The organism is Streptomyces sp. CA-243310 (assembly GCF_050936775.1).
GTDB lineage: Bacteria > Actinomycetota > Actinomycetes > Streptomycetales > Streptomycetaceae > Streptomyces.
Genome location: NZ_JBNJMF010000002.1, coordinates 962,533 through 985,797, shown reverse-complemented (window position 1 = coordinate 985,797; position 23,265 = coordinate 962,533). Strand labels below are relative to the sequence as shown.

At 72.4% G+C, this 23,265-nt stretch carries 24 protein-coding genes; 14 read left to right on the top strand and 10 right to left on the bottom strand.

Going from position 1 to position 23,265, the window contains the following annotated elements; all coding sequences use genetic code 11:
- Window positions 1-75: 75 nt before the first annotated feature.
- Window positions 76-837, top strand: a complete 762-nt coding sequence (locus ACQEVM_RS21950) for an SDR family NAD(P)-dependent oxidoreductase (protein ID WP_433081607.1) — start codon at window positions 76-78, stop codon at window positions 835-837.
- Between the two features lie 43 nt (window positions 838-880).
- On the opposite strand, the gene ACQEVM_RS21945 is transcribed toward ACQEVM_RS21950, so the two are convergent.
- The 3 genes from ACQEVM_RS21945 to ACQEVM_RS21935 all read right to left on the bottom strand — a co-directional run bounded on the left by ACQEVM_RS21945 (window position 881) and on the right by ACQEVM_RS21935 (window position 3,176).
- Window positions 881-1,546: a phosphatase PAP2 family protein gene (locus ACQEVM_RS21945; protein ID WP_433081605.1), complete on the bottom strand. Its 666-nt coding sequence runs from the start codon at window positions 1,544-1,546 to the stop codon at window positions 881-883.
- Window positions 1,547-1,578: 32 nt separating this feature from the next.
- A complete protein-coding gene (locus tag ACQEVM_RS21940; RefSeq protein ID WP_433081603.1) occupies window positions 1,579-2,517 on the bottom strand; it encodes a M56 family metallopeptidase in 939 nt (312 codons plus the stop codon).
- 92 nt (window positions 2,518-2,609) lie between these two features.
- A complete protein-coding gene (locus ACQEVM_RS21935) occupies window positions 2,610-3,176 on the bottom strand; it encodes a DUF5134 domain-containing protein (protein WP_433081601.1) in 567 nt (188 codons plus the stop codon).
- Between the two features lie 146 nt (window positions 3,177-3,322).
- Here ACQEVM_RS21935 and ACQEVM_RS21930 point away from each other — a divergent pair, with 146 nt between their 5' ends.
- Window positions 3,323-3,862, top strand: coding sequence for a GNAT family N-acetyltransferase (locus ACQEVM_RS21930; RefSeq protein WP_433081599.1), 540 nt, complete (start codon window positions 3,323-3,325; stop codon window positions 3,860-3,862).
- 43 nt (window positions 3,863-3,905) lie between these two features.
- Here ACQEVM_RS21930 and ACQEVM_RS21925 read toward each other — a convergent pair whose 3' ends face one another.
- Both ACQEVM_RS21925 and ACQEVM_RS21920 read right to left on the bottom strand, forming a co-directional pair.
- Window positions 3,906-4,598 carry a glycerophosphodiester phosphodiesterase gene (locus ACQEVM_RS21925; RefSeq protein ID WP_433081597.1) on the bottom strand — a complete coding sequence of 231 codons (693 nt, stop codon included), beginning with the start codon at window positions 4,596-4,598 and terminating at the stop codon, window positions 3,906-3,908.
- A gap of 236 nt (window positions 4,599-4,834) precedes the next feature.
- Window positions 4,835-5,503 carry a PadR family transcriptional regulator gene (locus ACQEVM_RS21920; protein ID WP_433081595.1) on the bottom strand — a complete coding sequence of 223 codons (669 nt, stop codon included), beginning with the start codon at window positions 5,501-5,503 and terminating at the stop codon, window positions 4,835-4,837.
- Window positions 5,504-5,552: 49 nt separating this feature from the next.
- Between ACQEVM_RS21920 and ACQEVM_RS21915 the strand changes: the two genes are divergently transcribed.
- The 5 genes from ACQEVM_RS21915 to ACQEVM_RS21895 all read left to right on the top strand — a co-directional run bounded on the left by ACQEVM_RS21915 (window position 5,553) and on the right by ACQEVM_RS21895 (window position 10,924).
- Window positions 5,553-6,677, top strand: coding sequence for an LLM class flavin-dependent oxidoreductase (locus ACQEVM_RS21915; RefSeq protein ID WP_433081593.1), 1,125 nt, complete (start codon window positions 5,553-5,555; stop codon window positions 6,675-6,677).
- Window positions 6,678-6,955: 278 nt separating this feature from the next.
- Entirely contained in the window at window positions 6,956-8,362 is a 1,407-nt protein-coding gene (locus tag ACQEVM_RS21910) for a DUF6421 family protein (protein ID WP_433081591.1), read from the top strand.
- A 26-nt stretch (window positions 8,363-8,388) separates the two neighbouring features.
- Window positions 8,389-9,159, top strand: coding sequence for an SDR family NAD(P)-dependent oxidoreductase (locus tag ACQEVM_RS21905; protein WP_267797006.1), 771 nt, complete (start codon window positions 8,389-8,391; stop codon window positions 9,157-9,159).
- Complete coding sequence (locus ACQEVM_RS21900; protein ID WP_389386463.1) at window positions 9,138-10,232, top strand: threonine aldolase family protein; 1,095 nt, start codon at window positions 9,138-9,140, stop codon at window positions 10,230-10,232. Before ACQEVM_RS21905 ends, ACQEVM_RS21900 begins: the two co-directional genes overlap by 22 nt.
- A 92-nt stretch (window positions 10,233-10,324) precedes the next feature.
- Window positions 10,325-10,924, top strand: a complete 600-nt coding sequence (locus ACQEVM_RS21895) for a transglutaminase-like domain-containing protein (protein ID WP_433081589.1) — start codon at window positions 10,325-10,327, stop codon at window positions 10,922-10,924.
- Here the strand turns inward: ACQEVM_RS21895 and ACQEVM_RS21890 are convergent.
- On the bottom strand, window positions 10,869-12,095 hold the full coding sequence (locus ACQEVM_RS21890; RefSeq protein ID WP_433081587.1) for an MFS transporter: 1,227 nt from the start codon (window positions 12,093-12,095) through the stop codon (window positions 10,869-10,871). The two genes, ACQEVM_RS21895 and ACQEVM_RS21890, sit on opposite strands and share 56 nt — an antisense overlap.
- Window positions 12,096-12,178: 83 nt before the next feature.
- Between ACQEVM_RS21890 and ACQEVM_RS21885 the strand changes: the two genes are divergently transcribed.
- Window positions 12,179-12,793: a CGNR zinc finger domain-containing protein gene (locus tag ACQEVM_RS21885; protein ID WP_433081585.1), complete on the top strand. Its 615-nt coding sequence runs from the start codon at window positions 12,179-12,181 to the stop codon at window positions 12,791-12,793.
- 232 nt (window positions 12,794-13,025) lie between these two features.
- Here the strand turns inward: ACQEVM_RS21885 and ACQEVM_RS21880 are convergent, their stop codons facing one another.
- Window positions 13,026-13,748, bottom strand: coding sequence for a lysophospholipid acyltransferase family protein (locus tag ACQEVM_RS21880; RefSeq protein ID WP_433081583.1), 723 nt, complete (start codon window positions 13,746-13,748; stop codon window positions 13,026-13,028).
- A 220-nt stretch (window positions 13,749-13,968) separates the two neighbouring features.
- Between ACQEVM_RS21880 and ACQEVM_RS21875 the strand changes: the two genes are divergently transcribed.
- The 5 genes from ACQEVM_RS21875 (at window position 13,969) to ACQEVM_RS21855 (ending at window position 18,633) form a co-directional block, all read left to right on the top strand.
- A complete protein-coding gene (locus tag ACQEVM_RS21875; RefSeq protein WP_433085306.1) occupies window positions 13,969-14,307 on the top strand; it encodes a thioredoxin family protein in 339 nt (112 codons plus the stop codon).
- A gap of 299 nt (window positions 14,308-14,606) precedes the next feature.
- Entirely contained in the window at window positions 14,607-15,143 is a 537-nt protein-coding gene (locus ACQEVM_RS21870) for a flavin reductase family protein (RefSeq protein ID WP_433081581.1), read from the top strand.
- Between the two features lie 202 nt (window positions 15,144-15,345).
- Window positions 15,346-16,131, top strand: a complete 786-nt coding sequence (locus ACQEVM_RS21865) for an electron transfer flavoprotein subunit beta/FixA family protein (RefSeq protein WP_053678301.1) — start codon at window positions 15,346-15,348, stop codon at window positions 16,129-16,131.
- A 56-nt stretch (window positions 16,132-16,187) separates the two neighbouring features.
- Complete coding sequence (locus tag ACQEVM_RS21860; protein WP_361776585.1) at window positions 16,188-17,150, top strand: electron transfer flavoprotein subunit alpha/FixB family protein; 963 nt, start codon at window positions 16,188-16,190, stop codon at window positions 17,148-17,150.
- A 184-nt stretch (window positions 17,151-17,334) separates the two neighbouring features.
- Window positions 17,335-18,633, top strand: a complete 1,299-nt coding sequence (locus ACQEVM_RS21855; protein WP_433081578.1) for a DUF6986 family protein — start codon at window positions 17,335-17,337, stop codon at window positions 18,631-18,633.
- A gap of 74 nt (window positions 18,634-18,707) precedes the next feature.
- On the opposite strand, the gene ACQEVM_RS21850 is transcribed toward ACQEVM_RS21855, so the two are convergent.
- A complete protein-coding gene (locus tag ACQEVM_RS21850) occupies window positions 18,708-19,691 on the bottom strand; it encodes a LacI family DNA-binding transcriptional regulator (RefSeq protein ID WP_433085304.1) in 984 nt (327 codons plus the stop codon).
- A gap of 198 nt (window positions 19,692-19,889) precedes the next feature.
- Here ACQEVM_RS21850 and ACQEVM_RS21845 point away from each other — a divergent pair, with 198 nt between their 5' ends.
- Complete coding sequence (locus ACQEVM_RS21845; protein WP_433081576.1) at window positions 19,890-20,927, top strand: NUDIX domain-containing protein; 1,038 nt, start codon at window positions 19,890-19,892, stop codon at window positions 20,925-20,927.
- A gap of 95 nt (window positions 20,928-21,022) precedes the next feature.
- On the opposite strand, the gene ACQEVM_RS21840 is transcribed toward ACQEVM_RS21845, so the two are convergent.
- Both ACQEVM_RS21840 and ACQEVM_RS21835 read right to left on the bottom strand, forming a co-directional pair.
- A complete protein-coding gene (locus ACQEVM_RS21840) occupies window positions 21,023-21,721 on the bottom strand; it encodes an MBL fold metallo-hydrolase (protein ID WP_433085302.1) in 699 nt (232 codons plus the stop codon).
- A 138-nt stretch (window positions 21,722-21,859) separates the two neighbouring features.
- A complete protein-coding gene (locus tag ACQEVM_RS21835; protein WP_433081574.1) occupies window positions 21,860-23,224 on the bottom strand; it encodes a dipeptidase in 1,365 nt (454 codons plus the stop codon).
- Window positions 23,225-23,265: the final 41 nt, after the last annotated feature.

The following is a 23,265-nucleotide window of genomic DNA, read 5'->3' as shown; positions in this document are numbered from 1 at the left end:
CCGACCGGCGCGGCACGCCGGACGCGCGCATCCTGGGCACAGGAGCCGTCACCCGATCCGGACGAGGAGACGATCGTGGACGGAAGACTGAAGGGGACGGTGGCCCTGGTCACCGGAGCGTCGAGCGGCATCGGAGAGGCCACGGCGACGACCCTCGCCCGGGAGGGCGCGGCCGTGGCCGTCACCGCGCGCAGGGGCGACCGGTTGGCCGAGCTGTGCGACCGGATCCGCGCCGGGGGCGGCACCGCCCTGGCGCTCACCGCGGACATGACGGACGAGGCGCAGGTCCGCGAGGCGGTCGAGCGGACCGTGGCGGAACTCGGCCGGCTCGACACCCTCGTCAACAACGCGGGCCTGATGATCCTCGGCCCGGCCGCCGGAGCCACCACCCAGGAGTGGCGCCGCATGGTCGACATCAACCTCACCGGGCTCATGAACACCACGCACGTCGCGCTGCCGCACCTCGTGAGCGCCGCCGCCGACAGCCCCCGCGGGGTCGCCGACATCGTCAACGTCTCCTCCGTCGCGGGCCGGATCGCCTTCGCGGGCAGCTCCGCGTACTGCGCCACCAAGTACGGGGTCGTCGCCTTCAGCGAGGCTCTGCGCCAGGAGACGGCGGCCCACCACGTCCGGGTCTCCCTCATCGAGCCGGGCAGCGTGGACACCGAGCTGCGCGACCACAACAGCCCCGCGGTACAGGAGGCCCTCACGCGGCGGTTCGGCGGGATCGACCGGCTCCAGTCGCAGGACATCGCGGACGCGATCGGCTACGTCGTGGGCCGGCCGCGGCACGTCGCCGTGGCCGAGATGCTGGTCCGACCCACCCAACAGGTCTGACCCCGCCGAACGGGACCGCCGCCCACGAACGGGTCGCGATCCCTCAGGCGGGGCCGGGTGCTCCGGGCGACGCGGGGGGTCGCCCGGAGCGGGGCCGCCACAGTGTCACGAGCGCGACCAGGGCCACGCCCAGCAGCCAGCCGGCGAGGACGTCGGAGAACCAGTGGACGCCGAGGTAGAGCCGGGTGAGGCCGACCCCGACGACCGAGACGACGGCGAGGGTCCACGCGGCGGCCGCCTTCGACCTCGGGGTCTTCTCGGGCAGCAGCCAGAGCAGCGTTCCGCACACCACGGTCGCCGTCATCGCGTGCCCGGACGGATACGCGGCGAAGTGGGCCGAATCCACCGGGTCCGGCCACTCCGGCCGCTCCCGACCCACCAGCGCCTTCAACCCCTGCTGCACCACCGAGGCCACGAGGGCGGCGACCGCGACCCGCATCGCTCGGTTGCGATCACCCCGCCACCACAACAACAGGAGGAAGGCGGCCGCGGCCATGGCGCGCATGGTCCACGGGTCCCAGACCCAGTCGGAGAGCACCCGCGCCAGATGGGTGACCCCGGGGTGGGTGACGGCGTGCGCGTGCAGGTCCCGGGCGACCCCGTCGTCGAAGGAGATCAGCGGGTCCCACCGTCTCACCACGAGCACCGTCAGAACGGCGGCGAGCAGCGCGCAGGTGATCCCGGCGATCCGTACGAGGTCATTCCGCATACGGAGATCCTCGCACCGCGCACGACCGGGCCCTACGCCAGCGCGCTGAGGCCCGGTACGAACGCGACCAGCAGCGGCACCGCCGGCACCAGGGTCGCCAGGGCCGTCAGACGCAGCCGACGGACCGGTGACAGGCGGGGCGCCGCCGACAGCAGGCGCCGCACCCGCTGCGGTACGTGGGCCTGCGGGGTCGGGCAGGGGCCGAAGACACCGCGGTCCTCGTTGAGTCCCACCAGGGCGAGCGCGATCGTCAGCCGCCCGAAGCGCCGCGAGGCCACGTCGTCGGCGGCGAGCTCCACCAACCGGTGCATCTCGGCCTCGAACGCCGCGAACACCGGGATCTGCGGGAACCCCTGGGCGAGCGCCCGCGAGCAGTGCAACAACCAGTCGTGTCGGGCCGCCACGTGACCCTGCTCGTGCGCCAGCACCGCGTCCAGCTGGCTGCCCTTGAGCCGACCCAACGCCGCGGTGCTGACCACCAGGCGCGGGACCGCCCCCGGCTGCCACCACGCCTCGGGCCGAGGGCCCTCCAGGACGACGAGCCGCGCCGCCGCGGGGTCCTCACCGGGCAACAGCGGGGCCCGGTCGCGGAGTTCGGCCGCCCCCACGCGCCGTCGGGCCCGTGCCCGCAGCACCTCGCGCGTCAGCATCGCGCCCGTCCACAGTCCGCCGCCCGCGAGGGCCAGCGCGGTGCCGATGGCCCAGGGGCCGCCCGCCGTACCCAGCGCGTACGCGTCGGCCACCCCGTGCGGGGCGGAAGCGAAGAGCCGGCCCCGGACCGCCAGCCAGGCGGCCGCCGCGCTCAGGACCATCGACAGCGCCAGGCACAGGAGCACCGCGCCCACCACGCACTGCCACACCCACAGCGCGACGACCGGCTCACGGTCGGGCCACCGGGCCCGGGCCAGCAGACGGGGGGCGAGCACAGCGGTCAGTGCGCCGAGCAGCAGAAGGGCGGCGGGGACCATCATGGTCGCCAGCCTATGAGCGCGAGACCTCCCCCGGGTATCGCCCCGGCCCATTGGTGACGCAGGACACGTGTCGGTGCGGTCCGCCCGGGACCTCACATGACCGGCAGCATCGCCAACATGCCGATGCCCATGGCGAGTCGACAGGCCCGGGTCAGTTCGCCGGTCCCGCCGACGACGGAGGCGAGGGACTGCCCGCCCGCCGCGGACCCCAGGGGCCGCCCGCCCCCGCCGGCCATCAGCCGGGCCCCGGCGAGCAGCACGTACCCCGTGAAGTAGACGAGCAGCACCCCGGTCACCAGCGGCACCCCCCGCGCCGCGCCGTGCCCGTGTCCGGCGGTCATCGCCAGGCCCTGGTAGGCCATGTAGGCCATCGCCAGGGAGCCCACCAGATGGTGCGCGTGGTGGGCGCCGTCGCGCAGCAGCCACAGCGCGTGCACGGCGGCGGCGCAGAACGCGCCCAGCAGGATCCGCGCGCCCCAAGCCCCGGTCCCCGGCGGTACGGCCATCACGGCCATCCCGAGTCCCATCACGGCCTCGCCCGCCGCGGGCCCGCGGCCCTCCCCGCCGGATCTGCTCGCGCGCAGCAGACAGTAGGTCCCGCTCACGGCGCACAGCAGCACGAGCAGCCAGGAAGAAAAGACGGAGGAGATGGAGGACATCGCGGATCCGTGCACGGCGGAACCCCCCGGTTCGTCGGCTTCACCGGAAGAGATGCCCCTGTCCGCAGGTCCGCACGCCGACCCGGGTTAGGCTCTCCATACCGTGCCGGGCGCGGCACGTGCCCAGAGGAAGAACGGAGCCGTCGATGTCGACCGCCCACCCCACCGAACTGAGTTATCGCAGCGCCGTCGAGGCCGACGTGCCGGAACTGGTGGTGCTCGTCGAGTCGGCCTACCGCGGGGACGCCAGCCGCGGCGGCTGGACCACGGAGGCGGACCACCTCGACGGACAGCGCACCGACGAGAACGGTGTCCGCCAGGTCATCGGCGGCCCGGACAGCGTGCTCCTCGTCGTCGAACGCGCGGGTGAGATCGTCGCCTGCTGTCACCTCGCGCACCGGGGCGACCACGCCTACTTCGGGATGTTCGCCGTCCGCCCGGGCCTCCAGGGCGGCGGCCTCGGCAAGGAGATCCTGGCCGAGGCGGAGCGTCGCGCCCGCGAGCAGTGGGGCGTCAAGGAGATGCGGATGACGGTGATCAACGTACGGGAGGAGCTCATCGCCTACTACGTGCGCCGCGGCTACGCGCGCACCGGCGAGCTGAGCCCCTTCCCGTACGGCGACGAGCGCTTCGGCAAGCCGCGCCGCGAGGACCTGGCCTTCGAGCTGCTGGTCAAGTCGCTGTAGCGCGCACTGCGGGTGGCCGGGCCACGGCGCTCGGCGCGAGCGGTCAGGCGGTGAAGCGGCCCGTGCTGCGGATCTCCGGGAAGTCCGTGATCACGCCGTCCAGTTGGAGGGCGCGCGCCAGCCGCAGGTGCTCCAGGGTGTTGACGGTCCGACCGATCACCCGCAGCCCCTGCGAGTGGAGCGACTCCACGATCGCCAGGTCGAGTCGGTGGATGTCCAGGGCGACGGTCCCGGCACCCGCTGCCGGCGCCCGGTCCTCGATGACCCTGCGCCCCGCCTCGTGACGGTCGGCGTAGAGGCAGCCGCGCACGCCGGGCACCAGCCGGGTCACCTCTTCCAGCACCTCGTCACGGAACGAGGCGACCTCGACCCGCGAGGTCAGGTCGCGGCGCACGATCCACCGGGCGAGCGCCTCGGCGGTGGTCGGGTCCTGGACGCAGACCTGGAGCGGTACCTCCACCGCGTCCGCCACCTGGTCCAGGACCGGCACCCGTTCACCCTGCCCGGCGTCCAGCGCGCGCAGTTCGGCCAGGGTGAGTTCGGCGACGGGGCCGGCTCCGTCGGTGGTGCGGTCCACCTCCTCGTCGTGCAGTACGACGAGGGCGCCGTCCTTGCTCAGGCGCACGTCCAGGGCGATGACGTCCATGCCGGATCGCTGCGCGCGGGCGAACGACCGCAGCGTGTTCTCCGGTTCGACGCCCATGACCCCGCGATGACCGATGGTGAGGAAAGTCAAGGTTCTCTCGCTTCCGTCGACGGCGGCTCCCCGCGCGGTCGCGGTGTCCCGACCGGCCGCGCGCGGTGAGGCGCATGCTAGTGCGCCGGCGGTGCGTTGGGACCGCCCGTGCGGGGGGTGCGGGAGCGTGCCGGCCTTTTCCCGCCGGGCTCGTGCGGCCCGCCGGGCCCTCGTCGTGTCACCCGGGCGTGGGCGCGTCCCCATCGGCTTGACGGACGTACGCCGGCGTCCGTGACTCAGGCCCCGGCGCCGGGTCCGCCTTCGGTCCCGGCGGTGCCCGCTCCGGCGCCGGCAGAGGTCGCGGCCTCCGGGGCGGTGGCCGCCTCGACCTCGGCCAGGTCGGTCAGCAGGGCCTCGGCCAGCTCCAGCTCGGCCAGGTGCTGCCGCTCGCTCCAACGCAGCGCGAGGGTGGGGAAGGCCCACTCGCCCACCCCGCCCGCGTGTTCCACGGCCTCCCGAACGGCGGCCAGTTCGCCCCGGGTCCGCTCGAGGTGGTCCTCCACCATCGCGCGCAGCAGCGCCGGCTCGGCCAGGTGTCCGAGCCAGATCCGCAGCAGCAGCCCGTGCTTGAGGACCGGGGGCCCGGCCTCGGCGGTGTCCGCGGCCCAGCCGGCCAGGGCCGTGCGGCCCGCGTCGGTGATGGCGTAGCGCCGCTTGGTCCGCACCTCCTCGGGGCCCGAGCGGACGGAGGCCGCGTACCCCAGTTCCTCCAGGCGGCGCAGTTCTGCGTAGATCTGGCTGATCGCCGGCGACCAGTAGAAGAACCGCAGTGAGGAGTCCGCCCACTTCTTCAGCTCGTAGCCCGTGCGCTCCCCGGGGAACGACAACAGGCCGAGAACCGCCCACGCGGTCGGCGGAAGGACCTGCGGGAGGTCTTGCTTCCTCGACTTATTACTACTAGTCATATTCCGAATCGAAGCAAGGTCGGGCACGGGACGCAACTCTGGAGGCATCGTGAAATTCTCCGTGATCTTCGAAGCTCAGCTGGCCGACCCGACCGCGGAACGGGAGCACCAGGTCATCCGCGACTGCGTCGAGCAGGCCGTACTCGCCGAACGCATGGGATTCGACCGGATCTGGGCCGTCGAGCACCACTCGTTGAAGTGGTACGCGCACATGTCGGCCCCGGAGATCTTCCTCACCTGGGTCGCGGCCCGGACGGACACCATACGCATCGGGCACGGCGTCGTGTGCATGCCCTTCAACTTCAACCATCCGGTCCGGGTGGCGGAGCGCGCCGCCATGCTCGACCTGCTTTCCGGCGGCCGGCTCGACCTGGGAGCCGGGCGGGGCGGCACCACCCAGGAGACCTCCCTGTGCGGGGTGGACAAGGACCGGACCACCGCCGAGGTGGAGGAGGCGCTGCGGATCATCGGCAGGGCCTGGCAGGAGGAGGAGCTGGAGTACCACGGCGAGCTGCTGGACATCGGCCCGCACCCGATCCTGCCCCGGCCGACCCAGACCCCGCACCCGCCGCTCTTCCTGGCGTGCAGTCGCGCGGAGACCCTCGTACAGGCCGCCGAGCTGGGGATCGGGGCGCTGGTGATGGGCTTCGCGGGTCCGGAGTCGATCGCGCGGATGCGCGCCGTGTACGACGGGGCGATCGGCCGGCGGGACGGGGCGCGCTTCGTGTCGACCGAGGTCAACGACCACTTCTCGGTGCTCTGTCCGACGATCGTGCTCGACGACCCGGCCGAGGCGCGCCGGATCGGCGTCCGGGGGCAGCGCTTCTTCGCCCAGTCCATCGGCCACTGGTACGGCGGGGCGGGCGTCCCGGACGAGGCGGTGGTGGCGGGGGCCGACGAGCCGGCCGAGATGCGCAGGGCCGCCGAGCAGGTCGTGGCCCGGCTGCACGAGCAGGACATCCCGGTGCGGCCCACCGCCACGGCCACCTTCAACGCCGATCACGCCTACGGGAGCGCCGAGGACGCCATCGCCCACGTGGAGCGACTGCGGGCGGCCGGCGCGGACGAGGTGATGTGCCTGATCCAGATGGGCACGGTGCCCCAGGAGGCCTGCCTGGAGACGCTGCGCCAGTGGGGAGAGCGCGTCATCCCGCACTTCCGCGGCGCCGAGTGAGCAGGATCACGGGAGGTCGGAAGCGGGCCCGCCGACCTCGGTCCTCGACGTCCCGAGCCGGCGCGCCTTCGGTGCCCGGAGCGGTCCCGGCCGCGTTCTCGCAGGTCCGCGCGGTGCCGGGCCGGAAGACCGGAGGCTTGGCTTCCGCCGCGAAGGACGGGAAGAATTTCGGCGAAGCGGGGGGTGCGGCAGGATAATTTCCCGACTTCTCTCTTGAGTGGGAGAGCCTCACATGCATACGCTGTCTTGACGTGAGGTTCTCCTGTGGAGGAAGTGACATGACGGAAACTCTTGTGCCGGGCGTCGGCGGTGCCGTGACAACCGCGGAAACGCGGGTAGTGGACCAGCCCGCGTGGCTCGCGCTCAAGGCCGCCGTGGAGGAGATCCGCCCCTGGCAGTCGACCGACGGCTCGATCGACTTCGAGGCCGAGGGAGCCCCCGCGCGCGTCGAGGTCGAGGCCGTCGTGGAGCGCGTCGCGGACGCGGTGCTCACGCTGTCCCCGCTGCTCCCGCACGCCACCGAGTACCACGCCGCGCTCGTCGCGGACCTGCGCAAGTGGGTCGCGGACGACTTCCGCGTGCCGGACTTCCTCGACTCGCTGCTGGCCTTCCACCCCGCCTCCGGGCGCGCCGACGGCCTCCAGCACCTCGTCGTCTTCCCGATGTACACGCAGAACGGCAACCTGGACCGCAACTTCGAGGCCGTCGTGCTGAAGATGGTGTGGCCCGAGTGGCTCGCCGAACTGGAGCGCACCCGGTACGACAACCCGCTCTTCCTCGGCATCACCTTCGAGGACTTCACCCCGGGCTACGACACCCACTCCGCCGTGCTCTTCCCGGAGACCATCGCCGTGCGCGAGGCCCCCGAGCGCTTCACCTGGGGCGGCATCTTCTGCGACCGCGAGGCCGCGCGCTACCGCCGGGTCACCGAGGCGGCCGTGGACATCCTGGGCATCGAGCTGCCCGAGGACATCGCCGCCATGGTCGAGGACCAGCACCGCTGCGAGAAGGCCTTCGTGCTGTGGGACATGGTCCACGACCGCACCCACAGCCACGGCGACCTGCCGTTCGACCCCTTCATGATCAAGCAGCGCCAGCCGTTCTGGATGTACGGCCTCGAGGAGCTGCGGTGCGACCTCACCGCCTTCAAGGAGGCCGTGAAGCTGGAGTCCGAGGGCAACGAGCACGGCCGCGACGTGCAGTACGCCGTCCTCTTCGACCGGATGTTCCGCTTCCCGGTCTCCGGCGACCGCAACCGCAACTACGACGGTCTCGGCGGCCAGCTGCTCTTCGCGTACCTCCACAAGCACGACGTCGTGCGCTGGACGGACAACAAACTGAAGATCGACTGGATGCGTGCGCCGCAGGTCACCAACCAGCTCTGCGCCGAGATCGAGGACCTCTACCGGGCCGGCATCGACCGCCCGAAGCTCGTCCACTGGTTCAAGGCCTACGAACTGGTCTCCACCTACCTCGCCCCGCACCCGGGATCCAAGTGGGCGAAGGGCCCCGACGCCCTCGACCTCACCCTGCCGCCGCGCAAGCTCGTCGACGACGTGCTTCCGGACGAGTTTCCCCTGAGCATGTTCTATGAGGCCCTCGCCAAGAAGCTCAAGGGTGTGATCGCCTCCACCAAGGGCATCACCGCCCTGAACGCCGAGACGGCCGAGCAGGCCGCCGCGTGAGCACTCGCCCACAGGAGGCTGCACAGATGAACGGCTCCGGTACCACCGGCAACGGTGACGGGAAGCTGCACGGAGCGGTGATCGCGGTGGCCGGGGCCGGTGGCCCCGCCGGCCAGGCAGCCCTGCTCCGCCTCGCCGAGGCGGGCGCGGTGGTCGTCGCGGCCGACGCCGACCCGACGCGCCTCGCGGAGGCCGTGGACGCGGCCCGCTACGCCCACGGCGGTGCCACCGTCGTCGGTGACACCGTCGACCTGCTCGACCTGGAGGCCACCAAGGCCTGGGCCGAGCGGACCGAGAAGGAGTTCGGCCGGGTCGACGGACTCGTCCACCTCGTCGGCGGCTGGCGCGGCAGCAAGACCTTCACCGACGCCGACCTCGCGGACTGGACCTTCCTGGAGAAGCTCCTCGTCCGCACCGTCCAGCACACCTCGCTCGCCTTCCACGACGGCCTGCTGCGCAGCGATCGGGGGCGCTACGTCCTGATCAGCCAGTCCGGCGCGCACAAGCCGGTCGCCAACAACGCCGCGTACAACGCGGGCAAGGCGGCGGCCGAGGCCTGGACGCTCGCCATGGCGGACTCCTTCCGCAAGGCGGGGGGCGAGGACGGCCCGAACGCCGCGGCTGCGATCCTGGTCATCAAGGCACTGGTGCACGACGCGATGCGCGCCGAGCGTCCCACTGCGAAGTTCGCGGGCTTCACCGACGTCAAGGAGCTGGCCGAGGCCATCGCCGGCGTCTGGGAGCGGCCCGCACCCGATGTGAACGGACAGCGTCTGTGGCTCACTCCGCAACCGTGAGAACCGCGAGCGGGAAGACCGATGCGCACCGCCACCACGATCCGGCGGTGCGCGGATTCGCCAGCGACAACTACGCGGGGGTGCATCCGGAGATCCTGGAGGCCATCGCGTTGGCCAACGGGGGCCACCAGGTCTCCTACGGCGACGACGAGTACACCGAACACCTGCAGAAGATCTTCCGCAGCCACTTCGGCCCGTACGCGCAGGCCTACCCGGTCTTCAACGGCACCGGTGCGAACGTCACGGCCCTCCAGGCCCTGACCGACCGCTGGGGCGCCGTGGTCTGCGCAGAGTCGGCGCACATCAACGTGGACGAGGGCGGCGCGCCCGAGCGGATGGCCGGGCTCAAGCTGCTCACCGTCCCCACTCCGGACGGCAAGCTCACCCCCGAGCTGATCGACCGGCAGGCCTGGGGCTGGGAGGACGAGCACCGTGCGATGCCGCAGGTCGTCTCGATCACCCAGAACACGGAACTCGGCACCGTCTACACGGTCGACGAGATCCGGGCCATCTGCGAGCACGCGCACGGCATGGGCATGAAGGTGCACCTCGACGGCGCGCGGATAGCGAACGCCGCCGCCTCGCTCGACGTGCCGATGCGCGCCTTCACCAACGCGGTCGGCGTGGACGTCCTGTCGTACGGCGGAACCAAGAACGGGATGATGTTCGGCGAGGCGGTCGTCGTGCTGAATCCCGACGCGGTCCGGCAGATGAAGCACATCCGCAAGATGTCGATGCAACTCGCGTCCAAGATGCGCTTCGTGTCGGTGCAGTTGGAGGCCCTGCTCGCCAAGGACCTGTGGTTGCGCAACGCCCGGCACGCCAACGCGATGGCGCAGCGGCTGGCGGCCGGTGTCCGGGAGACCGACGGGGTCGAGATCCTCTACCCGGTGCAGGCCAACGCGGTGTTCGCGCGACTGCCGCACGCGGTGACGCGCCGGCTCCAGGAGCGGTTCCGCTTCTACTTCTGGGACGAGATCGCCGGTGACGTGCGCTGGATGTGCAGCTACGACACCCAGGAGGAGGACGTCGACGTCTTCCTCCAGGCGCTGAAGGAGGAGCTGGCCCGGTAGGGGCCCGCCCGTCCGGCGCCCGGTGCGGGCGCCGGCCCGACGCCGATAATTCGATAGGCATGTCAAAGTGTGCATAGGTATGCTCCTGGATCATGGAAATGATCCAGGAGCAGCCCGATCCCGCCTATCTCGCGGCCGACGACGCGGTGGACCACGGCCATCCCCTCGTCGCCGAGACCGCCGACGCGCTCTGGACCGCCACGGGCGGCGACCAGCACGCCTACGCCGCCGTGGCCTACGAGTTCGTCCGCGACACCGTCACGCACTCCGCCGACGCCGGCGACGACCGCGTGACCTGGCGCGCCTCCGACGTGCTCGCCGCGCGGACCGGCATCTGTCACGCCAAGTCCCACGCCCTCGCCGCGCTGCTGCGCGCCCGGGGCATCCCGGCCGCCCTCTGCTACCAGCGCCTGACCGAGGACGACGGCTCCGACCCGCTGGTCCACGGCCTCGTCGCCCTGCGCCTGCCCGGCAGTGACCACTGGGCCCGGGTGGACCCGCGCGGCAACAAGCCCGGTGTGGACGCCCGGTTCACCCTCGACCACGAGCGGCTCGCCTTCACCGTCCGCCCCGAACTCGGCGAAGTGGACTACCCCGAGCTGTACGCGGCCCCCCACCCCGCCCCGCTCACGGCCCTCAGGGAGTCGGCGGACCGGTCGGAGCTGTGGCGGAGGCTGCCGACGGCTCTGTGACGGCCTCCGGCGGTACGGGGCCGCGCACCAGCGCCGCGTACAGCAGCGCGGCGGCCGCCTGGAGCCCGGCGATCCCCAGCAGCAGTGTCCACGGCGGCGCATCGGCGGCGAACCCCACCAGGGCGGCGCCCGCCGACGCGGCCGTCAGCTTGAGCCCCGCCCCGAGCGTGAACACCTGGGTCCGGACCCCGTCGGGCGCGTGGTCCGAGCGGATCCGCAGCGTGGCCGTCAGCAGGGGACCGTCACACACCCCGGCCACCGCGAACGCCACCGCCGCCCAGGTGACGGACGGGGCGAACGCGGCACCCGCCAACGCCAGTCCCGTCCCCGCCAACGCCCCGCAGGCGAGCCGGCCCGGAGCCAGGGCCGTGATCCGACCCAGCGTCAGGGAGCCGCCCAGCGCCCCCACAGCGAAGGCGGTCATCAGCACCCCGCCCGCTCCCGGGTTCCCCAGATCGGCCGCGAACAGCACCGAGGTGGTGGTCAGCGAGCCGATGCCGACGAACGCCAGGGTGGTCGCCGAGGTGATGGCCCGCAGCTCCCGGACCCGCCAGAGCGCCGCCAGGCCGCCGCCCACCCCGACCCGGGGTCCGCCCGGGGGCCGGCCCGCGCCCGGGGTCCCGTACGGAAGCGTCGCGGCCAGCACCGTCGCCAGCGCGCCGGCCGCCGCCGGCAGTGCCATCGCGGAGGCCGCCGAACCCGTCGCCGCGACCAGGCTGATCACCGCCGGGGCGGTCACCCCGGCCGCGTTGTACGTGGAGGCGTCCCAGCCGTACGCGCGGTCGCGGCCCGGGCCGGGCGGCCACAACCCCGCGACCAGGCTGGACAGTCCGCCCGTCACCATCGGGCCGCAGGCGCCACCGAGCGCCGCCACCGCGAACACCGCCGGCGCCGGCGCGCGGCCCAACAGCAGGGCCAGGGCGGCCACGGCGGTCGTGAACCCCGCCAGGCAGCCCACATGGAACAGGCGGGGGCTGCGCGCCCGCGCGGCGGCGGCCCCGGCGAGCGGAGCCGCCAGCACGTGCGGGGCCAACCAGGCGGTCAGCACGAAGGCGCCGAACGCCGCGTCCCCGGTGCGCTCCAGAGCCAACAGCACCACGGCCATGCCCATGCCCTCGGAGGCGAACCGTGCGGCGAGCGCCGCAGCCAGGTACCGCCCGAACCCGCTCATGCGAAGGCCCCCTCCGGATCGCGTAACGTGATAACGCGTCAAGACGTTACCGTTCAGGGGTGCAGGACGAAAGGATGCCGACGATGGCCGACCGGACGGGCCCCGCGAGGACGGATGCCCCGAGGGCTGACCCGCCGACGGCGCGGCCGGCGAACGGCTTCTCGGCGGCCGGCCGGCTGATCGACCTCGCCGAGGCCGTCCGCGTCGACCCCGAACTGCCGCGCGCGGAACTGGCGGCGCTGCTCGCCCGGCACGGGGAACACCCCCGGGACCTCACCGAGGAGGCCTTCGACGAGGCGGCCGCCACCGAACTGCGGTCCGCCGCACGGAGAATGGCCCGGGTCCTCGCCGAGACCGACGCGGACCGGGCCGCCGAGGCCATCGACGCGCTGTTCGCCGAGCACGCCACCCGGCCCCGACTGACCCGCCACGACGGTCACCCCTGGCACCTGCACGTGGACCGGGGCGACGCGGCGGGCTGGGACGGCTGGTTCCTCGCCTCCGGCGCGCTGGCGCTCGCCCACCTGCTCACCGCGTACGGGCGCGTCGCCTGGGGGGCCTGCCCCGCCGAGGGCTGCGGCCGGCTCTTCCTCGGCACCGGCCCGGGCAGCGCCCGCCGGTACTGCTGCGCCACCTGCGCCACCCGGGCCCGGGTGGCGGCGCACCGACGCCGCAAACGAGACGAGGCGGGGCACTGAACACGCCCGTCCCGGGCCCGCCCTCAAGGGCGCCTCTCCACCGATCGCGCCGGTTCACCCGACGGTCGGGCCGCCACCGTCCGTACGCGAAGCGGGAGCGCTCGGCGGGCCGCCCGGCCGCGTACCGCGCCGAGCGTGGCCGGCGGCGGTGGGGGCGGGGAGGCGCCGATCCGGCACCCCCCGGGTCGGCCACCCCGCCCGCTCACGCCGACCATCCGTTCGGACGGACGGCTCAGCCGGCTTCCTTGACCTGTGCCGGGGTGGGTGCCGTGCCGCCCAGGTGGGCCGGCAGCCACCAGGAGTCCTCCGAGCCCTTCGGCTTGGCCGGGTAGGCGCGCTGCGCCGCGTCCAGCAGCTCCTGCACACGCTCGCGCAGCCGGCGCGTGATCGCCCCGGCGTACTGGTCCGAGGGCGCGTCCATCGGCTCGCCGACCCGCATCGTCACCGGGATGTGGCTGCGCTTGAGGTCCTTCGGGCGGCCCTTGGTCCACAGTCGCTGGGTGCCCCACAGCGCCACCGGGATCAGCGGGACCCCGGCCTCCTGCGCCATGCGCGCCGCACCCGACTTGAACGTCTTGAGGGTGAAGGACTGGGAGATCGTGGCCTCGGGGAAGACCCCGATGATCTCGCCCGCGCGCAGCGAGTCGAGCGCGTGCTGGTACGCCGCCTCGCCCTGCGCCCGGTCCACCGGGATGTGCTTCATCGCCCGCATCAGCGGACCGGACACCTTGTGCCGGAACACCGACTCCTTGGCCATGAAGCGCACCAGGCGCTTCTGGGGCCGGGCCGTCAGGCCGGCGAAGATGAAGTCCAGGTAACCGATGTGGTTGGACACCAGGACCGCCCCGCCCTTGCGTGGGATGTTCTCGGTGCCCTTCATGTCGATACGGACGTCCAGCGCGCGGAACAGCGTGTGCGCCGCGCCGATCACGGGAGGGTAGACGAGCTCAGCCATGGTGGGGAGACCCCGCCTTTCTGCCTGGGGAGGTGCTCCCGGCCGGAAGTTACGGAAGCGTAGGTACGCTGACCATGGGGATCGTGCCCCATACGAGGGCTGCTGGCCAGCCCAGACGCTTGTGCCCGGGGAGATTCTCGTCACGCCGGGAAGCGGTGGGGAATGCGGCGCACCCGCGGGGCGCTCGGATCAGCGTACGAACGGAAGCGGGCGGGTGTCGATGGGAGTCGAGGTGCGCGGACACGCGAACGGGGCGGGGCTGGGCGTCGCGGAGCTCGGCGCGGAGCCGGGGGAGCGGGCCAGCCTGGTCCAGTTCTCCAGCGCGTTCTGTCAGCCGTGCCGGGCGACGCGGCGGATCCTCGCCGAGGTGGCGGCCATGGTCGACGGGGTCGCGCACATCGAGGTCGACGCCGAGCGGAACCTGGAACTGGTGCGCGCGCTCGGCATCGACAGCACGCCCACGGTGCTGGTGCTGGACTCGGCCGGGCGGATCGTGCGGCGGGCGGCCGGAATGCCCCGCAAGGCGGACGTGATCGCGGCCCTGGGAGCCGCCGTGTGAGGCCTCGTGCGCGAGGCCGCGGGGTCACCCGGACGGCCGGGCGCGCGGCGGGGCCGAACACGAGCGCGCCGGTGCGCGCGCCCGTACGCAGAGTGACGCGCCCGACATCTGGCCGCTGCGGCTTGACTGTGTACACGGGTGATCGTCAGGCTGACGACATGCGGTACGAACTCCTGCTTTACGGACGGACACATGTGGACCTCGTCCGGTACGCGAGCGCGCGCTGTCGGGATCGCTGAGCGCCCCCGGCTGCCCGATCCCCACCGTGCCCGCGACCGCGCGGCAGAAGGAGTCCTTCCATGACAGCCCCGACGGCTGAGTTCCCCTCTTCGACCTCCGGCCGACCCGGCTCACCCGATCTGCTGCGCTCCGTCTTCCGGCAACACGCCGCGGGAGTCGCCGTGATCACCGCCGCCGACCCGGCCGGCCGGCCGGTCGGCTTCACCGCGACCTCGCTCAACTCGGTCTCCGCCGAGCCGCCACTGCTGTCCTTCACCCTCGGAACGGGATCCTCCAGCTGGCCCGTGATACGGGACTCCGAGTATCTCGGCGTGCACATACTCGGCGAGCACCAGCGGGAGTTGGCGGGACTGTTCGCGCGCGGCGGAGCCGACCGCTTCGGTCCGGACACGCAGCGGGTCAAGGGTCCGCACGGCGTCCCGGTGCTCTCGGGAGTGCTCGCGTGGCTGGTGTGCCGGGTGGTCGCGCGGGTGCCCGCCGGGGAGCACCGGGTGATCATCGCGGAGGCGGTGGCGGGGGATCCGGCCTCGGGACCGGCGGGCGAGGCGCGCCCCCTGCTGTATCACCAGGGTCGCTTCAACGCGTTGCGCGACTGAATCGTCCCTGCCGGCGCCCGTTCGTGCGGCGTTGGGCACATCACAGTTCGGTGGCCTTGCCACCAGGGAAGACCAACTGTGTACTGACGAGTAACATTCCTGTCGGGGCGCGGGCCGCCCCGATCGGGATCCGCCCGACAAGGCGCCTATGCTGCCTGCACAAGGCGGTATCAGAAATAGACGATGCGGTAGGAGAGCCGGCGTGAGCCTGAGGATCGTTGTCTGTGTGAAGTACGTACCCGACGCCACTGGCGACCGGCACTTCGCCGATGACCTGACCGTCGACCGCGACGACGTCGACGGTCTGCTGTCGGAGCTCGACGAGTACGCCGTCGAGCAGGCGCTGCAGATCGCCGACGAGGCGGACGACGCGGAGATCACCGTCCTGACCGTGGGTCCCGAGGACGCCAAGGACGCGCTGCGCAAGGCGCTCTCGATGGGTGCCGACAAGGCCATCCACGTCGAGGACGACGACCTGCACGGCACCGACGTCATGGGTACCTCGCTGGTGCTCGCCAAGGCGATCGAGAAGGCCGGCTACGACCTGGTCATCACCGGCATGGCGTCCACCGACGCGGCCATGGGTGTCCTCCCGGCGATCCTGGCCGAGCGCCTGGGCGTCCCGCAGGTCACCCTGCTCTCCGAGGTCAAGGTCGAGGACGGCACCGTCACGGGCCGCCGCGACGGCGACTCCGCGAGCGAGCAGCTGGAGGCCTCCCTCCCCGCGCTCGTCTCGGTGACGGACCAGTCCGGCGAGGCCCGCTACCCGTCCTTCAAGGGCATCATGGCCGCCAAGAAGAAGCCGGTCGAGGCCTGGGACCTGTCGGACCTGGACCTGGAGGCCGAAGAGGTCGGCCTCGAGGGCGCCTGGACCGCCGTCGACTCCGCGACCAAGCGCCCGGAGCGCACCGCCGGCACGATCGTCAAGGACGAGGGCGAGGGCGGCAAGCAGCTGGCCGAGTTCCTGGCCGGCCAGAAGTTCATCTAAGAGCTTCGGTCACCTCGACACCCCCCTGACCTCTTCGCATTCGCAGGAGCATTCCCATGGCTGAAGTTCTCGTCTACGTCGACCACGTGGACGGCGCCGTCCGCAAGCCCACCCTGGAGCTGCTGACGCTCGCCCGCCGCGTCGGCGAGCCCGTCGCCGTCGCCCTCGGCGCCGGCGCCGAGGCCACCGCCGCCGTGCTCGCCGAGCACGGCGCCGTCAAGGTCCTCACCGCCGACGCCCCCGAGTTCACCGAGTACCTCGTGGTACCGAAGGTGGACGCCCTCCAGGCCGCGTACGAGGCCGTCTCCCCGGTCGCCGTGCTCGTCCCGTCCTCCGCCGAGGGCAAGGAGATCGCGGCCCGCCTGGCCGTCCGCATCGGTTCCGGCATCATCACCGACGCCACCGACCTGGAGGCCGGCGACGAGGGTCCGGTCGCGACCCAGGCCGTGTTCGCCGCGTCGTTCACCACCAAGTCCCGCGTCTCCAAGGGCACCCCGGTCATCACCGTGAAGCCGAACTCGGCCCCGGTCGAGGCCGCCCCGGCCGCCGGCGCCGTCGAGGCGCTCGCCGTCACCTTCGGCGCCCTGGCCACCGGCACCAAGGTCACCTCGCGCACCCCGCGCGAGTCGACCGGCCGCCCCGAGCTGACCGAGGCCGCGATCGTGGTCTCCGGCGGTCGCGGCGTCAACGGCGCCGAGAACTTCCACATCATCGAGGACCTCGCTGACTCCCTCGGTGCGGCCGTCGGCGCCTCGCGCGCCGCCGTCGACGCCGGTTGGTACCCGCACTCCAACCAGGTCGGTCAGACCGGCAAGTCGGTCTCCCCGCAGCTGTACATCGCCTCCGGCATCTCGGGCGCGATCCAGCACCGGGCCGGCATGCAGACCTCGAAGACCATCGTGGCCGTCAACAAGGACGCCGAGGCCCCGATCTTCGACCTGGTCGACTACGGCGTGGTCGGCGACCTTTTCGAGGTCGTCCCGCAGCTGACCGGCGAGATCAAGGCGCGCAAGGGCTGAAACCCTCGGGTCACTCGCTGACCTGCGTACTCTCCGCCTCCGGGGCCGTGTGGTGTTTGTCACCACACGGCCCCGAGTCGTTTCCCCAGGAGGGCCGGGGGACCATTGACGGAGCGGAACCCCGTGACTAAATTCTGCAATACGGATCTAAGATTCCGTGAAGCGGAAAAGAGGAGAGTGCACGATGGGTCAGCAGGAGAAGGTGGCGACGAGCCTCGCAGGCGCGGTCAGCGAGGGCATCAGCGCCTCCCTCGCGCCGGTGGACGCGGAACTCGCGCGCCATTACCCGGGCGACCCCGGCACCCGCCAGCCCATCCACACGGTCTACGTCCCCGGTGACGTCTTCGCCGCCGACACCATCCGCTCCTGGGGCGACCAGGCCCTCGCGGCCCTCGACGAGCACGCCCCCGACGCCGCGACCTTCGCCAAGGTCCTCGGCATCCCCGACGAACTGGCCGTGCCCGTCCACGACCGGGTGCGCGCCAAGCTCGCGTCCGAACCCGTCGAGGACCTGCGCGTCGACTTCGAGGACGGCTTCGGCGTCCGCTCCGACGAGGAGGAGGACCAGGCCGCCGCCCGCGCCGCCCGCCTCGTCTCGGAAGCCTTCGCCAACGGCACCAACGCCCCCTACATGGGCATCCGCATGAAGTGCATGGAATCCAACGTCCGCGACCGCGGCATCCGCACCACGGACATCTTCCTGTCCGGGCTCCTCGCGCACGGAGGTCTGCCCGAGGGCCTCGTCCTCACCCTGCCGAAGGTCACCTACGCCGAGCAGGTCAGCGCCTTCGTCAAGCTGCTGGAGGCCTTCGAGATCACCCGCGGCCTTCGTCCGGGCCGGATCGGCTTCGAGATCCAGATCGAGACCAGCCAGTCGATCGTCGCCTCCGACGGCACCGCCACCGTGGCCCGGATGATCGAGGCCGCCAAGGGCCGCGCCACCGGCCTGCACTACGGCACCTTCGACTACAGCGCCTGCGTCGGGGTCTCCGCCGCCTACCAGTCGAGCGACCATCCCGCCGCCGACCACGCGAAGGCCATCATGCAGGTCGCCGCCGCGGGCACCGGCGTACGCGTCTCCGACGGCTCGACCAACGTCCTGCCGATCGGCACCACCGAGCATGTCCACGAGGCCTGGAAGCTCCACTACGGTCTCACCCGCCGCGCCCTGGCCCGCGCCTACTACCAGGGCTGGGACATGCACCCCGCGCACCTGCCGACCCGCTACGCGGCCGTCTTCACCTTCTACCGCGAGGGCCTGGAAACGGCCGCCGCGCGCCTCAAGGCGTACGTGGCCAAGATCGAGGGCGACGTGATGGACGAGCCCGCCACCGCCAAGGCGCTGGCCGGCTACCTGGTCCGCGGCCTCGACTGCGGAGCCGTCGGCGCCGACGAGGTCACCGCCCTGACCGGCCTGACCCGCGCCGAACTGGACGCCTTCGCGATCCCCCGCCGCTCCGCGACCCTGACGGCCACGGCCTGATCCGTTCGACCTCGGGCACACCGGCTCGTTCCGTATCCCGTGTCCCGACTACCGCGTCCGGTGCTCGGCGTCGGTCAGCCCCTCGGGGGGATCTCGCCCGATCCGCGCGGGATCAGGCGCGTGGGGAGTTCGATGCGGGCGGGTGGCAATGCGGCCCCCGACAGGCGTTGGAAGAGGCGGTCCGTGGCGACGCGGCCCAGGGCGGCCGCGTCCTGGGCGACCACCGTCACGCCGGGGCGCAGCAGGTCGGCCAGCTCGAAGTCGTCGAAGCCGACCAGCGCCACCGGGTCGCCGCCGGCGAGGATCCGGACCAGGGTGACCGTCACCCGGTTGTTGCCCGCGAAGAGCGCGGTGACCGGCTCCCGGTCGGTCAGCATCCGGTGGGCGGCCGTCGTGACCCGGTCCGGCGTCGTGGAGCCGAGTGAGACCCAGGACTCGGACACCGGCAGGCCGGCGTCCGCCATGGCCGCCCGGTAGCCCCGCAGGCGTTCCGCCGCGGTGTGGATGCGCGGATGGTCGCCGATGAAACCGATCCGGCGGTGGCCGCCGGCGATCAGGTGGGCCACCCCGTCCCGGGAACCGCCGAAACTGTCCGACAGGACCACGTCCGCGTCGATCCGGCCGGCCGGGCGGTCCACGAACACCGTGGCCACGCCCGCCCGGATCTCCGGTTCCAGGTACCGGTGGTCGTCCCCGGCCGGAATCACGATCAGCCCGTCCACCCGCCGGGCGCACAGCGCGAGGGCCAACTCCCGCTCCCGGTGCGGGTCCTCGGCGCTGGAACCGTTGATGAGGAGGGCGCCGTGGGCGCGGGCCACCTCCTCCACGGCCCGGTTCAGCGGACCGTAGAAGGGGTCGGCGAGATCCTCCAGGACCAGGCCCACGGTGGCCGTGCGCCCCTTGCGCAGCACGCGGGCGCTGTCGTTGCGGCGGAAACCCAGTGCGTCGATGGCCTCTTGGACGCGCCGCTCGGTGTCGGGAGTCACTCCCGCCTCGCCGTTGACCACCCGTGAAACCGTCTTCAGGCCCACCCCGGCGTGGGCCGCCACGTCCTTCATGGTCGGCCGGTTGCCGTAACGGGGCTCGGACGGGCGGCGGGAATGGGGCACGGGATCTCCGGCGGAGTGGTCGGACGAGCCTCGGGCAAGGCTCTGACCTTGAGGATAAGCACTCGGTCGCCGAATGGGTTTCCGTGGCAGGGTGGTGCGGGCAAGCCTCTGGGGGCTTCGAGGCGAGCCATCGGGAGAGGGGTAGACGTGATTGTCTGGATCAACGGCGCTTTCGGTGCCGGGAAGACCAGCACGGCCCGGGAACTGGCCGGACTCCTGCCGGATAGCGCTTTGTTCGACCCGGAGTCCATCGGGGACGCGTTGCGGGTGCTGCTGCCGCGCAAACGGCTCGCGGAGGTCTCCGACTACCAGGACCTGCCGAGTTGGCGGCGACTCGTCGTGGACACGGCGGCGGCGATGCTGGCGGAGCTGGGCGGGGTGCTGGTCGTGCCGATGACGTTGTTGCGGCAGGAGTACCGGGACGAGATCTTCGGTGGCCTCGCGGCACGACGGATCCCGGTGCGGCACGTGCTCCTCGCCCCTGAGGAAACGATTCTCCGGGAGCGGATCGCGACCAGGGAGGAGCCGGGGGCGCCGGAGCAGGTGGACCTGCGGGTCAGACAGTGGGCGTACGACCACATCCCCGTGTACCAGGAGGCGTTGGGCTGGCTGGCGGCCGACGCGCACGTCATCGACAACGGGCGGCTGACCGTCCGCGAGACCGCCGAACGCATCGCGGAAGCCGTGCGCACGGACGACGCGGGCCTCTGCGACATCGTGCAGACGCCCGAACCGACCCGGGAGACAGTGGCCTCCGGCGTCCTCCTCTTCGACGACCGGGACCGGGTGCTGCTCGTCGACCCGACGTACAAACCGGGGTGGGAGTTCCCCGGAGGCGTCGTCGAAGCGGGGGAGGCACCGGCCCGCGCCGGCGTGCGGGAGGTGGAGGAGGAACTGGGACTGGTCCTGGAGAGGCTGCCGACGCTGCTCGTGATGGACTGGGAGCCGCCCGCCCACCCGGCGTACGGGGGCCTGCGGCTGCTGTTCGACGGGGGGCGGCTGACGGAGGCACGGACGGCCGAACTGCGTCTGCCCGGCCCTGAGTTGAGGGCATGGAGGTTCGTGACGGAGGAGGAGGCGGGCACACTGTTGCCGGCGCAGCGTCACGAACGCCTGCGATGGGCGCTGCGCGCGCGGGAGCGGGGCCGGGCGCTGTACCTGGAGGCGGGGCGACCGGTTCCGTAGGGCAGGTCGTCGAAGTGGCACCGGCCGGCGAACCGCCGGTCCGTGTCCGTGCCCCCGACGGCCGCCGCCCCGGAGGGGGCCGGGACGGCGGCCGTTCAGCGCGGCTGGGGTGCGGTCGTGGCGGCGACGAGGATCCGGGCGGTGTCCCGGGTCAGCGGGTCGCCGTGCCCGAAGCACGCGATCGACGGGGACAGGTCCGCCAGGCGACGGAACGAGGACGCCGCCTGCTCGCCGTCCACGTTGAACACCCCCGGCATCACCTGCCCGATCCCCGCGACGCAGTCGCCCGTGAAGAGCACGCCCTGCTCGGGCAGGTGCACGCCGATGCTGCCCGGCGTGTGGCCGGGGGAGTGGATCATCACCGCGCCGCCGCCGAACGGCAGGACCTCGCCGTCCTCGACCTCCCGGTCCACGCGGGTCGGCGGGGCCTTCGGGGCCGTCAGGCCGTGTGCGTACAGCGGGAGTTCCCAGTCCGCCAACACCGGCTCGGGAACGGGTTGTTCGCCCCGGATCACCGGCGCGTCCAGCCGGTGGGCCACGATCTCGGCTCCCAGGCGGGCGGCGAGTTCCCCCGCGGCGCCCACGTGGTCGCGGTGGCAGTGCGTCAGGACGATCCGTTCCAGGAGCTCGGGCCGCAGACCGAGCGAGCGGATCGCCTCCTCGATCTCCGGGGCCGAACCGGCGTATCCGGCGTCGATCAGGGTGAGGGCCTCGTCGTCGCACCACAAGTAGGCCTGACCGATGGGGAAGCGCAACATGTGCAGCCGCCCGGGTATCACCTCGACACGCTCCATGAGAGTCATGTCGCGAACCTACGGGGAAGATCCCCGCTCCCGGCGTCCGGTTCACCGGGAGCGGAGTTCGCCCGTGGCGCAAGCCCCCGGACACATGTCCGAGGCGCACATCTCAGGCGCACATCTCAGACGCACATCTCAGACGCGCTTGGATTCCGCGTAGTTGACGAGGAAGTGGGCCTCCGCGATCGACAGCCGCTCCAACTCCTCCGGAGAGACGCTCTCGTTCACCGCGTGGATCTGCGCCTCGGGCTCGCTCAGCCCGATGAGCAGCATCTCCGCCTCCGGGTACAGCGAGGTCAGCGCGTTGCACAGCGGGATGGATCCGCCCATGCCGCTGATCTGCATCTGCTGCCCCGGGTAGGCCACTTCGAGGGCCGCCGCCATCGAGGCGTAGGCGGGGCTGTTCGTGTCCGCCTGGAAGGGCTGGCCCTGACCGACGACCTCCAGTTCGAGGCGCGCTTTCCACGGCGTGTGCGCCACCAGGTGCGCCTCCAGCAACTTGATGGCCTCCGCGGTGTCCGCGCCCGGCGGGATCCGCAGGCTGATCAGGGCGCCGGCACTGGCGTGCACGGACGGGGTGGCGCCGACCACCGACGGGCAGTCGATGCCCAGGACCGTGACGGCCGGACGCGCCCACAGCCGGTCCGCGATCGTGCCCCGGCCGATCAGCTCCACACCGTCGAGGACCTTCGCGTCGCTGCGGAAGTCCGCCTCCGGGTACTGGAGCCCCTCCCACACCGCGTCCGACGCGAGACCGTCGACCGTCGTCGTGCCGTCGGCGGCGCGCAGCGAGTCCAGCACCCTGATGAGCGCGGCCAGCGCGTCGGGCGCGACGCCTCCGAACATGCCCGAGTGCAGGTTCCCGCCCAGCGTGTCGATCTTCACCTTCAGCAGGGTCATCCCGCGCAGGGTCGCGACCACCGTGGGAAGACCCAGACGGAAGTTGCCGGCGTCGCCGATGACGATCGCGTCGGCCGCCAGCAACTCGGGGTGCGCCTCGGCGTACTGCTGGAGCCCGCCGGTGCCCTGCTCCTCCGACCCCTCGACGATCACCTTCACGCTCACCGGCACACCGCCGTTGGCCTTCAGCGCGCGCAGCGCCAGCAGGTGCATGATGAACCCGCCCTTGCAGTCCGCCGCGCCGCGCCCGTACCAGCGGCCGTCGCGCTCGGTCAGTTCGAAGGCCGGCGAGATCCAGGCGGCGTCGTCCAGGGGCGGCTGGACGTCGTAGTGCGCGTACAGCAGCACGGTCGGGGCGCCCTCGGGCCCGGGCAGGAACCCGTACACCGACTGCGTGCCGTCGGGGGTGTCGAGCAGCGCCACGTCCCGGAAGCCCTCGGCGCGCAGCGCGTCGGCCACCCAGTTCGCGGCGCCGTGGCTCTCGCTCTGGGGGAACTGTGCCCAGTCCGCCACCGACTGGAAGGCCACCAGCTCGGTCAGCTCCGTCTTGGCGCGGGGCATCAACGAGGCGATGGTCTCGGCGATCGGATTCTGGGACATGGGCACGCTCCTCTTGGGTGCGACGTTGTTCTGTTTGTACG

Excerpts from the sequence above, each read along its gene's own strand:
- ACQEVM_RS21840 (WP_433085302.1), bottom strand. The coding sequence starts at position 21,721 with ATGGAGCGTGTCGAGGTGATACCCGGGCGGCTGCACATGTTGCGCTTC.
- ACQEVM_RS21920 (WP_433081595.1), bottom strand. The coding sequence starts at position 5,503 with ATGACTAGTAGTAATAAGTCGAGGAAGCAAGACCTCCCGCAGGTCCTT.
- ACQEVM_RS21910 (WP_433081591.1), top strand. The coding sequence starts at position 6,956 with ATGACGGAAACTCTTGTGCCGGGCGTCGGCGGTGCCGTGACAACCGCG.
- ACQEVM_RS21850 (WP_433085304.1), bottom strand. The coding sequence starts at position 19,691 with ATGAAGGACGTGGCGGCCCACGCCGGGGTGGGCCTGAAGACGGTTTCA.
- ACQEVM_RS21890 (WP_433081587.1), bottom strand. The coding sequence starts at position 12,095 with ATGAGCGGGTTCGGGCGGTACCTGGCTGCGGCGCTCGCCGCACGGTTC.
- ACQEVM_RS21880 (WP_433081583.1), bottom strand. The coding sequence starts at position 13,748 with ATGGCTGAGCTCGTCTACCCTCCCGTGATCGGCGCGGCGCACACGCTG.
- ACQEVM_RS21870 (WP_433081581.1), top strand. The coding sequence starts at position 14,607 with ATGACAGCCCCGACGGCTGAGTTCCCCTCTTCGACCTCCGGCCGACCC.
- ACQEVM_RS21885 (WP_433081585.1), top strand. The coding sequence starts at position 12,179 with ATGGCCGACCGGACGGGCCCCGCGAGGACGGATGCCCCGAGGGCTGAC.
- ACQEVM_RS21940 (WP_433081603.1), bottom strand. The coding sequence starts at position 2,517 with ATGATGGTCCCCGCCGCCCTTCTGCTGCTCGGCGCACTGACCGCTGTG.
- ACQEVM_RS21905 (WP_267797006.1), top strand. The coding sequence starts at position 8,389 with ATGAACGGCTCCGGTACCACCGGCAACGGTGACGGGAAGCTGCACGGA.
- ACQEVM_RS21855 (WP_433081578.1), top strand. The coding sequence starts at position 17,335 with ATGGGTCAGCAGGAGAAGGTGGCGACGAGCCTCGCAGGCGCGGTCAGC.
- ACQEVM_RS21945 (WP_433081605.1), bottom strand. The coding sequence starts at position 1,546 with ATGCGGAATGACCTCGTACGGATCGCCGGGATCACCTGCGCGCTGCTC.
- ACQEVM_RS21860 (WP_361776585.1), top strand. The coding sequence starts at position 16,188 with ATGGCTGAAGTTCTCGTCTACGTCGACCACGTGGACGGCGCCGTCCGC.
- ACQEVM_RS21835 (WP_433081574.1), bottom strand. The coding sequence starts at position 23,224 with ATGTCCCAGAATCCGATCGCCGAGACCATCGCCTCGTTGATGCCCCGC.
- ACQEVM_RS21935 (WP_433081601.1), bottom strand. The coding sequence starts at position 3,176 with ATGTCCTCCATCTCCTCCGTCTTTTCTTCCTGGCTGCTCGTGCTGCTG.
- ACQEVM_RS21875 (WP_433085306.1), top strand. The coding sequence starts at position 13,969 with ATGGGAGTCGAGGTGCGCGGACACGCGAACGGGGCGGGGCTGGGCGTC.
- ACQEVM_RS21895 (WP_433081589.1), top strand. The coding sequence starts at position 10,325 with ATGGAAATGATCCAGGAGCAGCCCGATCCCGCCTATCTCGCGGCCGAC.
- ACQEVM_RS21930 (WP_433081599.1), top strand. The coding sequence starts at position 3,323 with ATGTCGACCGCCCACCCCACCGAACTGAGTTATCGCAGCGCCGTCGAG.